Source organism: Biformimicrobium ophioploci (assembly GCF_030270605.1).
Lineage (GTDB): Bacteria > Pseudomonadota > Gammaproteobacteria > Pseudomonadales > Cellvibrionaceae > Biformimicrobium > Biformimicrobium ophioploci.
The window spans coordinates 371255-384954 of record NZ_BSYJ01000001.1 but is presented as its reverse complement, the minus strand read 5'-3'; the positions used below and the strand labels follow the sequence as shown (position 1 = coordinate 384954).

Here is a 13700-nt window from a genome sequence, read left to right as displayed (position 1 = left end):
GGTGAGCACACAGCAGCGACAAACAGCAAACGCGCGTACCCTGGCCAGGAACCTGGCCACGGTAGTCGGTATGTTTCTGTTCGCGATCTTTGTGATGCCGCCGCTCTATGACGCCTTCTGTGAAATAACAGGGCTCAATGGCAAGACCGGCGGCCGTTATGAGGCGGTACCGGCCGCGGTGGATACGAGCCGTACCGTCAAGGTCCAGTTTGTTGCCACCAACAATGAAAACATGCCCTGGGAGTTCGCGCCGGGCGTGCGGGAAATTGTCGTGCACCCCGGGGAACAGGTCGATGTGCATTTTGTTGCGGTGAACCCTACCGGGCGGGATATGGTTGCTCAGGCAATCCCCAGCCTGGTGCCGTTCAAGGCGGCGGAGTACTTCCACAAGACCGAGTGTTTCTGCTTTAACCAGCAGGCACTCGCGGCGGGGGAGCGTACCGACATGCCATTGCAATTCATTGTCGACCAGGACCTGCCGAAGAGCGTCAACACCATCACCCTTTCCTACACCATTTTCGATGTTACCGAGATGTATGACGGTAAGCTGGCAAAGCTTTCTGATGAGAGTGCCAACACAATAACCAAAAGTTTTTACGAAGGGTAAAAAACTATGGCCAGTGAAAGCAGTTACTATGTTCCGGAGCAGTCCAGGCTGCCAATCTTCGCCACTGTCGGCCTTGGACTAACGGCATACGGCGCGGCGAACTGGGTCAACGGCAACAGTTCCTATTTGTTCATGCTCGGCTCGATCGTTCTGGCCGGTGTTCTCTGGGCCTGGTTCGGCCAGGTCATTAAGGAAAATATGGCGGGCCTCAACAGCGACCAGCTGAAGAAATCCTATGTCTGGGGAATGGGCTGGTTCATCTTCTCCGAGGTCATGTTCTTTGCAGCCTTCTTCGGCGCGCTGTTCTATATCCGCACTTTCGCGCTGCCATGGCTTGGGGGTGAAGGAGACAAGGGCAGCACCAACATGCTGTGGCAAGGCTTCGAGGCGACATGGCCGCTGATGACCACGCCGGATGCCGCAGTAAATGGTGACGCTGCGAAGATCGCGGGGCCCAATGCCATTATCGATCCGTGGCATCTGCCGCTGATCAACACCATCCTGCTGCTGGCTTCCAGTGTGACCGTGCACTTCGCCCATGTTTTCCTGAAGAAGGACAACCGCAAGGCGTTCAACTGGTGGCTGTTTGCAACCATCGCCCTGGGCGTGGCGTTCCTGTTCTTCCAGGTCGAGGAATATCTGGAAGCCTACCAGGAGCTGGGGCTCACCCTGGAGTCCGGCATCTACGGTACCACCTTCTTCATGCTGACCGGTTTCCACGGCGCACACGTGACCCTGGGCACCATCATGCTACTCGTAATGTGGTGTCGCTCGGTGTTTGCGGGGCATTTCAAGAAGGACGACCATTTCGGCTTTGAGGCTGCCAGCTGGTATTGGCACTTTGTTGACGTAGTTTGGGTTGGTCTCTTTATCTTCGTCTACGTATTAGGGTCTTAAAGAAAGCTGCCTTACTCGCTGTAGCGGTGTTAGTTTTTTGCTTGGACAGGTCACTTATTTCAATAAGCTCCCCGTCCGCGCAAAAATCTGCCTAGTTACAGCGTCGACGCCGACGCTTTCCGGTTTAGGTGATAAGGCAGATTTTGAGTGATTCAGGAAAGCGTGATTGGCGATGACGTGGCTAGGCAAATTTTTATTTGGGCGCGGAGTTTATTGAAATAAATGAGCAGCCCGGGGAAAAATTTAACGCCGCCACGTCGAGCAAAATAGCTTTCCAGAACTATTTAGTAACGGTTGGCCCAGGGCGCGGTGCCGGTCAATGTTCCGGACGCATAGCCGTACCAGATTGCGAGTACGAGCAGTGCAGCAAGGGTAATGCGAATACCGAGCGCATAGACAGTGCGCTTGGACTGGGGCGCGCCCATATCCTTGAGTAGGAAGAACAGTGCGCTGCTCAGGCTGGCCAGCACGGCCAGAAACAGTAAAACGATAAGCACTTTAAGCCACATAGCATTTTCTTCTTTTTTATTTGTTTTGATGGCCAGCGATGTTTCAAAAAGAGGTACAGGCCAGCATGATCAGCCCGGCATCCGCCCGCAGTGAAAAATCCGCCGCACAGCCGCCCACGAGTTTAGCACTTATCCGCAACTGGCCGGTGACGGTTTTCAGCTGGCTGCTGCTGCCGGTCCTTGTCAGCCTGGGCCTGTGGCAGCTGGACCGCGCGGCGCAGAAAGCGCGGCAGTTGCACGCCGTGGATACCCGTCTTGCGCAGCAACCGCAACACATCGCCCAGTTGCGGGACTGGCAGCCCTATGTGCCGGTGGTGCTGGAAGGCAATTTTACCGATGAAACCCTGTACCTGGATAACCGCACCCGAGGCGGCCGTGCGGGTTACGAAATACTGCAGGTTTTCGTTGTCGATGGCCGTCGCTGGCTGGTGAATCGCGGCTGGGTAGCGGCCGGCCGCGCGCGCGGGCAGGTACCGGCAATATCGACGCCCCAGGGCCAGGTACGCCTCACCGGCTTTACCGATTCTGTTCCGGACCGCGCTGCGGATCCGCTGGATGCAGACCGCCGCCTGACGCTGCTCGGTCGCGACCTGACAGGCTCGCTGGGGCTGCATCGCGCCGACTGGTTGATTCGCCTGAGTGCTGACTCGATCGGTGCAATGGTCACTGACTGGAACCTGACCCGGGTATCGCCGGACAAGCATCGCGGCTATGCCTTCCAGTGGTTTGCTATGGCGGCCGTTTTGCTGTTACTTTGGCTATACACGGCCACCTCCCTGCGCGACCTGCTCAGGCGCGCAACCAGATAACAATAACGAGCACAAAAAGAGTTGTAGTCGAGGTAGATGTGAACATTTCTGAATCCCCCGCTGGTACCCAACAGCAATCGCAGCCGCGCCGTTTGGGGCGCCTCAAGGGTCTCGCCGTGATGGCAGTCGTGGGACTGCCCATGGTGGCGGCGAGCCTGATCTATCACACCGGAGTCGGCATGCCCACCGGCACCAGTAACAAGGGCGAACTCCTGCAGCCGGCAACCCCGGTAACGGAACTGGCGCTGGTCGACAGCGCCTTGCAACCCCTGGACCTCACTGGGGAAATCCAGGCGGACGCCAAATGGCGCTATGTGATTCTCGGTGGAGACCATTGTGACGCGCAGTGTGAGGACGTGCTCTATACCACGCGCCAGGTGCATGTGCGCCTTGGCGAGAAAGCGCGTCGAGTGGAGCGAATCTTTCTGACCACATCGGAACTCCCCCAGGCCCAACGCGAAAAAATCCAGAGCGAACACCCGCGCCTGCAGATCGCACACACCTCGGCGGCAGATCTGAGCGCGTTGCTGCGCAACACGAGTCATGCGGGCCTGCTGGACCAGGGGCCGAGCAGCCTGCTGGTGGACCAGCAGGGCTTTGCGATGATGGTCTACCGCGCCGGTACAAGCGGTGGTGACCTGCTCAAGGACATCAAGAAGCTGCTCAAGTACAGCTACGAAAAATAACCAGCCGGCAAAGGGAGGCGAATAATGAAGAATGATAAACCCCTGAAGCTTGCACTGGCCGGTACAGCGCTCGCGGTGGTTGTTGTGGTGCTGGGCGCCTTTACCCGTCTGGCGGACGCGGGCCTTGGTTGCCCGGACTGGCCGGGTTGTTATGGCCACCTGTTGTGGCCGAACGAGGCACAGGAGATTGCCGCGGCGAACCAGGCGTTCCCGGACGCCCCGGTGGAAACCGACAAGACCTGGCCGGAAATGGTGCATCGCTATTTCGCCGGTGGCCTGTTGTTGCTGGTGGGTGCACTCACCGTGATGGCGTGGCGCAACCGCAGCCGTCTGGAAACGGGAGAGGCGCTGCAGCGAATGCCGTTCAAGCAGACCAATATCCTGCTTGGGCTGATCATCCTGCAGGCGGCTTTTGGTATGTGGACCGTGACCCTGAAGCTGTGGCCGCAGGTCGTGACCGCGCATCTGCTTGGCGGCATGGCAACCCTGTCGATGCTGTGGATGCTGGCCATGCGCCTGGCAACAGAGGTAAAACCCGTCCCTGCCGCGGAATACCTTGCACTGCAGCGCCTGAGGCCGCTAGCTATCATCGCCGTGGTTGCGGTGGTCCTGCAAATTACACTCGGTGGCTGGACCAGTTCCAATTACGCTGCGCTCGCTTGTCCTGACTTCCCCACCTGCCACGGTGAGTGGCTGCCGAGTGCGGACTTCGCCTCGGGTTTCAATATGGCGCAGCAGATTGGCCCGAATTACCTCGGTGGTGCACTGGAAAACGACGCCCGTACCGCGATTCACCTGGCCCATCGCATTGGTGCCATCGTAGTGACATTACTGGTCGCCTGGCTCGCCTTGCTGACGTGGCGGGCGGGATCGCCACGCTGGGCGATCGGCATGGCCGGCCTGCTGGCTGTGCAGGTTGCCCTCGGCATCGCCAACGTAGTGCTGTTCCTGCCGCTGCCGGTGGCCGTCGCGCACAATGCCATGGCAGCAATGCTGCTGCTCGGAGTGCTGTCCTTCAATTACCGTATTCGCAAGCTGGCCCCGGCCACGCAGAGACCTTAGGGAGATAGTCATGACGACCCAAACTCTGACCGGTGGCGCGAGCTGGCGCGACTATTACGAACTGACCAAGCCGAACGTAGTGCTGCTGATGATCCTGACATCGGTCATTGGCATGCTGCTTGCGGTACCCGGCATGGTGCCCCTCGATGTGCTGCTGCTGGGCAACCTGGGCATTGCCCTTTGCGCGGGCTCGGCGGCGGCAGTCAACCACCTGGTGGACCGGCACATCGACCTGAAGATGGCGCGCACCCACAATCGCCCGGTGGCCAAAGGGCGTGTGGAGCCGCAGAAAGCCGTGCTGTTTGCGCTGCTTCTGGGCCTTGCCGGCATGTCGGTGCTGTTGTTGTTCGTCAACGCATTGACTGCGTGGCTGACCCTGTTCTCGCTGCTGGGTTATGCGGTGATCTACACGATGTTCCTGAAACGCGCCACGCCACAGAATATCGTGATCGGTGGTCTCGCCGGTGCCGCGCCCCCGCTGTTGGGCTGGGTTGCGGTCACCGGTGAAATCCACGGCCATGCCCTGTTGCTGGTACTGATCATTTTCGCGTGGACGCCGCCGCATTTCTGGGCGCTGGCGATCCACCGCAAGGATGATTACGCCAAGGCCGGCATCCCGATGCTGCCGATCACCCACGGCGTTGCCTACACCAAACTGCACATCCTGCTTTATACGCTGATCCTGATTGCGGTCACACTGCTGCCATTTGCAACCGGCATGCTCGGCTGGCTGTACCTGAGCGGCGCACTGTTGCTGGGCTTTGGTTTCCTGTGGTGGTGCATCGAGTTGTTGCGCGGCAAGAATCGCAATGCGGGCTATGAAACATTCAAGTATTCGATTGTCTACCTGATGGTATTGTTCGTGATTATGTTGCTGGACCATTACCTGGTTGCAGTGAACGGATAAGGGCAGGAGTTAAGTATGACAACCTCGTACTATGCCGAGGATCGCAAGCGCGGTATTCACCTGACGGTGGTTGTACTGATCGCATTGATGGTGGCGGTGCTCGCCGGCTTCATCAATAAAATGAGCCAGCCGCGGGTGATCAGTAACGCCGAGCTGCGTGCCAATGGTGCGGTGCTGCTCGAGCGGCCGCGCATTCTTTCCGGTTTCGACCTTGTCGATAACCACGGCCAGCCGTTCAATACGGAAAGCCTGAAAGGGCAGTGGACACTGGTGTTTTTCGGATTTACCAACTGTCCGGATGTCTGCCCCAATACCATGTCGCTGCTGAATACTTTCTACAAGGCACTGGATGAAGAGACCATGTTGGATACGCGGGTGATGCTCGTGTCTGTCGACCCGGACCGGGATTCTGTGCAGAAACTCGATGAGTACGTGAATTATTTCCACAGTGACTTCATCGGCGTGACTGGGCCCTTCCTGAACCTGAAACGCTTTGCCAACCAGCTCAACGTGCCCTTCAACAAGGTTCCAATGGAAAATGGGGATTACACTATGGATCACGGCGCCCAGGTGGTGCTGATCAATCCGAACGGCCACTATCATGCCTATTTCCGCGCGCCGCTGGACCCGGGCCGATTGAAGCTCACCTATCGCTCGATGCGCGTTACCTTCGAGGATTGACGCAGCGCCGGTGAATTTGCATCGCGGCTCCCGTTCAGGCGTAATGACTGAATAAAAAAAGGGAGCCCACCATGCACAAGAAATTCCTGATTCTGGCCCTGAGCAGCGCCATCGCCGCCTGCGGCCAGCCGGAACAATCCAACACCCCGGCACCCGCGGCGGCCGCGCCGCAGCAGGCCGTCACCGGCCAGGTACTCGCGCAGCGTTACACCCTGATCGATACCCATGTCGACGTACCCAACCGGATGGAAGACAGGTTCGAGGACGTAGGGCTTCGCACCGAGCATGGCGAATTCGATTTCCCGCGCGCAAGGCAGGGTGGCCTCGATGTGCCGTTCATGTCGATCTATATTCCCCCCGCGGACGAAGACGCCGGTATTGCCACCGAGCATGCGAACCGCCTGATCGACGATGTTGAAAAGCTGGTGGCAAGACACCCGGACAAATTCGCCATTCCCTATTCGCTTGCGGATATGCAGGCGCAGGTGGACAGGGGGCTGATCTCCCTGCCGATGGGCATGGAAAACGGCGCACCCATCGCTGGCAGCATCGACAACCTGCACCATTTCGCCGAGCGCGGTATCCGCTACATCACCCTGTGCCACTCCAAGAGCAACCATATTTCCGACTCTTCCTACGATGAGCACCGGCGCTGGAACGGCCTCAGCGAGTTTGGCAAAAAACTGGTGCGGGAAATGAATAAGACGGGCGTTATGGTGGATGTATCACACATCTCTGACGATGCCTTCTGGCAGGTGATGGAAGTCAGTGAGGTGCCGGTGATTGCGTCCCACTCTTCCGCGCGGCATTTCACCCCGGGGTTTGAGCGCAATATGAGTGACGAGATGATCGAGGCGCTGGCCGAGAACGGCGGCCTGATTATGATCAACTTTGGTTCTTTCTTTATCAGCCAGGCTTCCAAGGACTCGTGGGAGTCGGTCAAAGCGGAAGTCGCGGGGCAGGTGAAGGCCGGTGGGCTGGACCCCAGGGGCGAGGAAGCGCGGGCACTCGAGAAGGCCCTGATCAGGGAAAAATTCGAGTATGCGGATATCAGTGACGTGCTGGATCACTTTGACCATGTGCGCGACCTGGTCGGAGTGGACCACATCGGTATTGGCTCGGATTACGACGGTGTCGGTGACAGCCTGCCAACGGGGCTCAAGGATACCGCAAGCTACCCGAACCTGATCGATGGCCTGCTCGAGCGCGGCTACAGCGAGGCGGATATCGAGAAGATCATGGGGGGCAACCTGCTGCGTGTGTGGCAGCAGGCCGAGGCTTACGCTGCCCGATAACCCGGGTAAAACCGGCTGGCGGCAAACAGGCAGCTCGCCGCCAGCACCACCGCCGGCCCGGCCGGCGCATCCCAGAGTGCCGATGCCATGACACCGAGCAGTACCGCAGCAACGCCGATGATACTGGCGAGGACTGCCATCTGCTCCGGGGTTCCGGCGAAGCGCCGCGCCGTGGCCGCGGGGATAATCAGCAGCGCCGTGATCAGCAGGATGCCCACCACTTTCATGGCCAGTGCAATCAGCAGGGCGAGCATCAGCATCAGTGCCAGGCGTACCTTTTCCACCGGCACGCCTTCAACCGCAGCCAGTTCTTCGTGCACGGTGATGGCCAGCAACGGCTGCCAAAGTGCATACAGCAGCCCGAGTATGGCCGCCACGCCGGCCGCCATCAGCACCAGCTCGCTGAGGGTCACCGACAGCAGGTCGCCAAGCAACAGGCTCATCAGGTCTACATTCACCTCCATCAGGCTCACGGTGATGATGCCGAGCGCCAGCATGGAGTGTGAAAGAATGCCGAGCAGTGTATCGGTGGCCAGTTCACGTGAACGTTGCAGGTAGACCAGTGCCACCGCCACTACACAGCAGCCGGCGGCCACGGCCATGGTCAGGTTGACGGACAACAGGAAACCGAATGTCACCCCGAGCAGGGCAGAGTGTGCCAGGGTATCGCCAAAATAAGCCATCCTTCGCCAGACCGCGAAGCACCCCAGGGGGCCACTCACCAGCGCCACCAGGCTGCCCGCGGCAATCGCCATCCAGATAAAATCGGCCCCGAGGATATCCAGCAAGTCAGCCTCTCAATGCTTGTGGTCGCAATCACCCGGCGGCACGACATTGCCGTGCAGGTCGTGTGTGTGATTGTGGTGGTGTGTATAGGGCGCGACGGCGTGCCCGAACAGCGACAGGTATGCCGGGTCCCGGCTCACCTGCTCGGGGTGGCCCTCGCAGCAGATATGCTGGTTGATGCACAACACCTTGTCGGTGGATGCCATCACCAGGTGCAGGTCGTGGGAGACCAGCAGCACGCCGCAATTCAGATCGTGGCGGACCCGCCCAATCAGTTCGTAAAGTTCGCCCTGGCCACCGATATCCACCCCCTGGGTGGGTTCATCGAGGACCAGCAGCTGCGGCTTGCGCAACAGTGCTCGCGCCAGCAGGACCCGCTGTAATTCGCCACCGGAAAGACCCGTCATGGGTTGCTGTAGCAACGGCTCCGCGCCAACCTGGCGCAGGGCAGCGCGGGTCTCGCCGTTGACGCTGCCGCTGATGCCGATGGAAAGGAACCGCGCCACGCTCAGGGGGAGGGTGGGATCGAGCTGCAGCCGCTGCGGCATGTAGCCGATGCGCAGCTTGCCCGAGCGCAAGACGCGACCGCTGGACGGCGCCTGCAGCCCGAGCAGTAATTTCAGCAGGGTGGTCTTGCCGGCGCCATTTGGGCCGATCACGGTGACGATCTCCCCCGCATGCAATTTCAGTGAAATGTCACGCAGCAGCCAGCGCTCGCCAACGCGCACGCCGAGCTTTTCGCCACTGAGGAGCAGGTCGGGCTGCGCCGCGGCTCTATCCTGCGGGAGAGGGTTGGAGTGAGGACTGTCCAATGGCGCCTGCTTTAGTGAGTTCCGGGCAGCCTGTTATTATATAGCAATTCCGCCTGAAGCCCGTGATATGAAGTTTTTGTCCAGACGCACCATCGCCCGAGCCGTATTGCTGCTCTGCCTGTTGCCCGTAATCGTACCCGCCGGGGCGGTCGAGGTCGTGGCCAGCATCCGCCCGCTGGCCATGCTGGCAGAGGCCGTGGCGGAGCCGGCGGACGAGGTGCAGGTTATGCAGAGAGGGGGCGATCCGCATGCCGGCGCCCTCAGGCCATCGCAGCGCATGTTACTCAAGCGTGCCGACCTGGTGCTGTGGGTGGGGCCGGAACTGGAGTCGTCACTGGCACGATTGCTGGGTACGGACCCGGATCGTGTCCTGCGCGCCAGCGCGGTAGAGGGGTTGGCGTGGCCGGGATCGGCGGGCGTGGACCCGCACCTGTGGCTGCGCCCCGCTAACATGGCGCTGATCGCCGCCGCCCTGGCGGAGCGCCTGGCCCGGCTCAACCCCGCGTCGGCTGCCACCTACCGCAGTAACGCCGAGGCTTTCGCAGCCGAGATGACTCTCTGGGAGACGCGCATCAACGAGCGCCTGCAGGGCTTTCAGGGCCACACCCTGGTATCCACGCACGAGGCTTACGGGCACTTTTTTGCCGGCAGTGGCCTGGTGCTGCTCAGCCTCGACGAGGGTGGGCACGGGCATCACGGCGCCGCAACCCTGTTGAAGCTGCGCCGCGAGGTCCGCGGGCCCGGCTGTTTTCTCGGGGAGTCGGGGGGAAGCCCTGCCGAGCAGCGCCTCGCCAGCCAGCTGGGCCTGCACTTTGCGAGCATGGACCCACTCGGCAATAATCTCGCCCCCACCAGCGATATTGCGCAGCTGTATGCCTCGATCCTGGATGCGACAGTTTCGTGCCTCACAGAATCGGCTGCGACTCGTTGACCTTCGGCGGGTTGCCCACGTACTCCATCTCACTGCCCTTGCCGGCTTCCAGCAGCGCCCGTAACCGCTCCAGCCGGTAGGCCTCTTTTTTGGCAAGGTCCTGCAGTGCCTGCAGCTGTGACTTGCGCCGTTGTGAGGCCGAGTCGGCCCGTACCTGGTCGGCGTTGCTGATCAGTGCGCTGCGCTTGTTTTCAGTGAATGCTGCGCGGTTGCCCGCGCCTGCGCTGTCCGCGCTGGCGATGCCGGCAGACAGGGTCATGGCCAGTGCCGCAGCCGCGGCGATCACGTTCTTACGGGAAAATGTGTCCATCTGATACTACCTCCTGAGTGGTCAGCACCTGTTGGCCAACCAGCTATGTTTCCGTTTCGCTTAAAAGACGCCGGTGTCCTTGCCGGCGGATGCGCGACTTGGGCGAAATATGCGCGCGTTTCAACGCCTGATTTGTATCGCCCGAATGCCCGTCGCGGCGCCATTACAGCGGTCATCCTTTACAGCGGCGTAACAGTTGCCGGACAGGTTTATTAAACATAGAAGGGCAAAGATGAATCGCGCGCAGGCTGCGTTGAAGTGTGGTTTGGCCACGACCGGGCGAGCGAAAAGTTGCGTTGGCGGTTATCCTATGCCGATTGTTTTTCCGCACAGGTTTTTCCATGTCCTCCAATGCCCCGCTGATCCTTGTCGATGGCTCTTCCTACCTCTACCGCGCGTTCCACGCGCTGCCAGACCTGCGTACCGCCGACAAGCGCCCCACCGGTGCGGTGCGCGGCGTGCTGGCGATGTTGCGCCGGCAGCGCAAGGACTACCCGGACAGCCCGCTGGTGGTGGTCTTCGATGCAAAGGGCAAGACTTTCCGCGACGAAATGTTCCCGGAATACAAGGCGCAGCGGCCGCCGATGCCGGACGACCTGCGCGAGCAGATCGAGCCGTTGCACAATGCTATCGATGCAATGGGCCTGCCGCGCATCGTGATCGAGGGCGTGGAAGCGGATGACGTAATCGGCACCCTGGCGGTGCAGGCGGCGGCCGAGGGCCGCGAGGTGATCATCTCCACCGGCGACAAGGACATGGCCCAGCTGGTGCGCCCGGGCGTCACCCTGGTCAACACCATGAATGACTCTGTGCTCGATGTGGACGGAGTGAAGCAGAAGTTCGGCATTGGCCCGGACCTGATCATCGACTTCCTCGCGCTGATGGGGGACAAGGTCGACAATATCCCGGGGGTGCCCGGCGTCGGTGAGAAGACAGCGCTGGCACTACTGCAGAATCTCGGCGGCCTGGATGCCATCTATGCGGACCTGGATGCCATTGCGCCGCTGGGTTTTCGCGGTTCCAAGACCCTGGCCGCGAAGATGGAGCAGCACCGCGACGCCGCGGAAATGTCCTACAAGCTCGCCACCATCAAGACCGATGTGGCACTGGAGCAGGGCCCGGCCGACCTGCAAAACCGCGAGCCGGACCGGGAAAAGCTGATCGAGCTGTACCGCAGCCTGGAATTCAGGGGCTGGCTCGACGAACTGCTGCGTGAGGCGGGTGGTGACACAACCGCCAGCGGCGAAGGTGCGAGCGCCGCGCCGGAAGTCGAGCGCAATTATGAAATCGTCACCGACGAAGCGCACCTCGATGCATGGCTGAAAACCCTGCGCGAGGCCGAGCTGTTTGCTTTCGACACTGAGACCACCAGCCTGAACTATATGGAAGCGCGTATCGTAGGTGTGTCTTTCTGTGCAGAACCCGGCGTGGCCGCCTATGTGCCGTTCGGGCACGACTATATGGGCGCCCCGGTGCAGCTGCCGCAGGAACTGGTACTGGAAAAGCTGAAGCCGCTGCTGGAGGACCCGTCCTGCAAAAAGGTGGGACAGAACCTGAAATACGACAGCCATGTACTGGCGAATTACGACATTGCTCTCAATGGCATTGCCGCCGACACCATGCTGGAGTCCTATGTGCTCGACAGCACCGCCACCCGCCATGATATGGACAGCCTGGCACTCAAGTACCTGGGTGAGAGCACCATCCACTTCGAGGACATCGCCGGCAAGGGTGCCAAGCAGCTGATGTTCAACCAGATCGAGCTGGAAAAGGCCGGTCCCTATGCGGCGGAGGACGCGGATATCACCCTGCGCCTGCACCGGGAGCTGGCGCCGCGACTGGCGGCGGAAGATGGTCCGCAGGAGGTGTTCGAGCGCATCGAGCTGCCACTGCTGCCGGTGCTGGCCCGTGTGGAGCGCAATGGCGCGCGCGTGGATGCTTCCATGCTCAAGGCACAAAGCCAGGAATTGTCAGTGAAAATGGCCGAACTGCAGCAAAAAGCCTTTGAACTGGCGGGCGAGGAGTTCAACCTGGCGTCCACCAAGCAGCTTGGCGCCATCCTGTTCGAGAAGCTCGGCTTGCCGGTAATCAAGAAGACGCCAAAAGGGGCACCTTCCACCGCCGAGCCGGTGCTGCAGGAACTGGCTCACGATTACAAGCTGCCGGCGGTGATCATGCAGTACCGCGGCATGGCCAAGCTGCAGAACACCTACACCGACAAGCTGCCGCTGATGATCAACCCGGTGACCGGGCGCGTGCACACCAGTTACCACCAGGCGGTGGCTGCCACCGGGCGCCTCTCGTCATCGGACCCGAACCTGCAGAATATCCCGATCCGCACCGCCGAGGGGCGCCGTATCCGCCAGGCGTTTGTGCCGGAGCCGGGCCACAAGCTGCTGGCGGCGGACTACTCCCAGATCGAACTGCGCATCATGGCGCACCTGTCCGGCGATGCCGGCCTGATCCGCGCATTTGCGGAGGGGGCCGATATCCACCGCGCCACCGCCGCCGAAGTGTTCCAGGTACCGCTGGAGGCAGTGGAGGACGAACAGCGTCGCCGGGCCAAGGCCATCAACTTCGGCCTGATCTACGGCATGTCTGCGTTTGGCCTGGCCAAGCAGCTGGATATCCCCCGCGCCGATGCGCAGGAATACATCGACCGCTATTTCGCCCGCTACCCGGGCGTACTCGAATACATGGAGCGCACCCGCAAACAGGCCGCTGAAGACGGTTACGTGGAGACCCTGTTCGGACGCCGCCTGTACCTGCCGGACATCAATTCGCGCAATGGCATGCGCCGCCAGGGCGCGGAGCGCACCGCGATCAACGCCCCCATGCAGGGCACGGCCGCCGATATCATCAAGCTGGCCATGATCGCCGTGGACCAGTGGCTACAGGAAAGTGGCGCGCCGGCGCGAATTATCCTGCAGGTGCATGACGAACTGGTGCTGGAAGTGGAGGAACAGGCGCTGGAGGAGGTGCGAGGGCGCGTGGTGGCCCTGATGCAGGATGCCGCCGAGCTGGCAGTGCCGCTGATCGTGGACGCGGATGTGGGCAAGAACTGGGACGAAGCACACTAGGCGTGTGCTCTGGCGCACGCTTACATATCTTTACCGAAATTTTTTCGCCGGCGCCGGAACTTTCGCCGCCGGGCCCCTTCTAAGGTACAGATCGTTTGGAAAGTGCTTGGGAAAGCGCAGCGTTAACAACCTCATCATCCCCTTAAAATCAGCTAGACCTGGCCCCGCAGTTCCCCCTACTGACGGGGCATTTTTTTGCCGGTTTGGAATGATGCGGGCGCCACCCTAACTTTAAGGGAGAACGAACCCCTAGGTGTGTCCACCCCCCTTGGGCACATCTTTAGCGCCCCTCCCCAAGGGCGCAATCCCCCTGGCCGGCAGCTCCCAT

General features: G+C 60.7%; 14 protein-coding genes. 10 read left to right on the top strand and 4 right to left on the bottom strand.

Features of this window, described 5'->3' with window-relative positions; translation table 11 throughout:
• Position 1: 1 nt before the first annotated feature.
• The gene (locus tag QSJ80_RS01660; protein ID WP_285762526.1) at positions 2–607 is read left to right on the top strand and encodes a cytochrome c oxidase assembly protein; all 606 of its coding nucleotides are present in this window, start codon (positions 2–4) and stop codon (positions 605–607) included.
• 6 nt (positions 608–613) lie between these two features.
• Positions 614–1504: a cytochrome c oxidase subunit 3 gene (locus tag QSJ80_RS01655; RefSeq protein ID WP_285762525.1), complete on the top strand. Its 891-nt coding sequence runs from the start codon at positions 614–616 to the stop codon at positions 1502–1504.
• A gap of 284 nt (positions 1505–1788) precedes the next feature.
• On the opposite strand, the gene QSJ80_RS01650 is transcribed toward QSJ80_RS01655, so the two are convergent.
• Positions 1789–2013 (bottom strand): DUF2909 domain-containing protein, encoded by a 225-nt coding sequence (locus tag QSJ80_RS01650; RefSeq protein WP_285762524.1) that lies wholly within the window; start codon positions 2011–2013, stop codon positions 1789–1791.
• A gap of 38 nt (positions 2014–2051) precedes the next feature.
• On the opposite strand from QSJ80_RS01650, the gene QSJ80_RS01645 reads away from it, so the two are divergent.
• From QSJ80_RS01645 to QSJ80_RS01620, 6 genes are all read left to right on the top strand, one after another.
• Positions 2052–2822 (top strand): SURF1 family protein, encoded by a 771-nt coding sequence (locus QSJ80_RS01645; RefSeq protein ID WP_285762523.1) that lies wholly within the window; start codon positions 2052–2054, stop codon positions 2820–2822.
• 38 nt (positions 2823–2860) lie between these two features.
• Positions 2861–3508, top strand: coding sequence for a redox-active disulfide-containing membrane protein (locus QSJ80_RS01640; RefSeq protein WP_285762522.1), 648 nt, complete (start codon positions 2861–2863; stop codon positions 3506–3508).
• A gap of 24 nt (positions 3509–3532) precedes the next feature.
• The gene (locus QSJ80_RS01635) at positions 3533–4570 is read left to right on the top strand and encodes a COX15/CtaA family protein (protein WP_285762521.1); all 1038 of its coding nucleotides are present in this window, start codon (positions 3533–3535) and stop codon (positions 4568–4570) included.
• Between the two features lie 10 nt (positions 4571–4580).
• Entirely contained in the window at positions 4581–5477 is an 897-nt protein-coding gene (cyoE, locus tag QSJ80_RS01630; RefSeq protein ID WP_285762520.1) for a heme o synthase, read from the top strand.
• 15 nt (positions 5478–5492) lie between these two features.
• Positions 5493–6158, top strand: coding sequence for an SCO family protein (locus QSJ80_RS01625; protein ID WP_285762519.1), 666 nt, complete (start codon positions 5493–5495; stop codon positions 6156–6158).
• Between the two features lie 71 nt (positions 6159–6229).
• Positions 6230–7453: a dipeptidase gene (locus tag QSJ80_RS01620; RefSeq protein WP_285762518.1), complete on the top strand. Its 1224-nt coding sequence runs from the start codon at positions 6230–6232 to the stop codon at positions 7451–7453.
• Here QSJ80_RS01620 and QSJ80_RS01615 read toward each other — a convergent pair.
• Together QSJ80_RS01615 and znuC are read right to left on the bottom strand one after the other, a co-directional pair.
• The gene (locus tag QSJ80_RS01615; protein WP_434219154.1) at positions 7438–8241 is read right to left on the bottom strand and encodes an iron chelate uptake ABC transporter family permease subunit; all 804 of its coding nucleotides are present in this window, start codon (positions 8239–8241) and stop codon (positions 7438–7440) included. The genes QSJ80_RS01620 and QSJ80_RS01615 overlap by 16 nt on opposite strands.
• Positions 8242–8250: 9 nt before the next feature.
• A complete protein-coding gene (gene znuC / locus QSJ80_RS01610; protein WP_434219159.1) occupies positions 8251–8994 on the bottom strand; it encodes a zinc ABC transporter ATP-binding protein ZnuC in 744 nt (247 codons plus the stop codon).
• A 124-nt stretch (positions 8995–9118) separates the two neighbouring features.
• Here znuC and QSJ80_RS01605 point away from each other — a divergent pair, with 124 nt between their 5' ends.
• A complete protein-coding gene (locus QSJ80_RS01605) occupies positions 9119–9982 on the top strand; it encodes a metal ABC transporter solute-binding protein, Zn/Mn family (protein WP_285762516.1) in 864 nt (287 codons plus the stop codon).
• Here the strand turns inward: QSJ80_RS01605 and QSJ80_RS01600 are convergent.
• Complete coding sequence (locus QSJ80_RS01600; RefSeq protein ID WP_285762515.1) at positions 9957–10292, bottom strand: hypothetical protein; 336 nt, start codon at positions 10290–10292, stop codon at positions 9957–9959. The two genes, QSJ80_RS01605 and QSJ80_RS01600, sit on opposite strands and share 26 nt — an antisense overlap.
• A gap of 341 nt (positions 10293–10633) precedes the next feature.
• On the opposite strand from QSJ80_RS01600, the gene polA reads away from it, so the two are divergent.
• Positions 10634–13372: a DNA polymerase I gene (gene polA / locus QSJ80_RS01595; RefSeq protein WP_285762514.1), complete on the top strand. Its 2739-nt coding sequence runs from the start codon at positions 10634–10636 to the stop codon at positions 13370–13372.
• Positions 13373–13700 lie beyond the last annotated feature (328 nt).

Bases quoted from the DNA above. Each gene is read 5' to 3' on its own strand.
- QSJ80_RS01655 (WP_285762525.1), top strand. From the start codon at position 614: ATGGCCAGTGAAAGCAGTTACTATGTTCCGGAGCAGTCCAGGCTGCCA.
- QSJ80_RS01650 (WP_285762524.1), bottom strand. From the start codon at position 2,013: ATGTGGCTTAAAGTGCTTATCGTTTTACTGTTTCTGGCCGTGCTGGCC.
- polA (WP_285762514.1), top strand. From the start codon at position 10,634: ATGTCCTCCAATGCCCCGCTGATCCTTGTCGATGGCTCTTCCTACCTC.
- QSJ80_RS01605 (WP_285762516.1), top strand. From the start codon at position 9,119: ATGAAGTTTTTGTCCAGACGCACCATCGCCCGAGCCGTATTGCTGCTC.
- QSJ80_RS01600 (WP_285762515.1), bottom strand. From the start codon at position 10,292: ATGGACACATTTTCCCGTAAGAACGTGATCGCCGCGGCTGCGGCACTG.
- cyoE (WP_285762520.1), top strand. From the start codon at position 4,581: ATGACGACCCAAACTCTGACCGGTGGCGCGAGCTGGCGCGACTATTAC.
- QSJ80_RS01635 (WP_285762521.1), top strand. From the start codon at position 3,533: ATGAAGAATGATAAACCCCTGAAGCTTGCACTGGCCGGTACAGCGCTC.
- QSJ80_RS01625 (WP_285762519.1), top strand. From the start codon at position 5,493: ATGACAACCTCGTACTATGCCGAGGATCGCAAGCGCGGTATTCACCTG.
- QSJ80_RS01620 (WP_285762518.1), top strand. From the start codon at position 6,230: ATGCACAAGAAATTCCTGATTCTGGCCCTGAGCAGCGCCATCGCCGCC.
- QSJ80_RS01645 (WP_285762523.1), top strand. From the start codon at position 2,052: ATGTTTCAAAAAGAGGTACAGGCCAGCATGATCAGCCCGGCATCCGCC.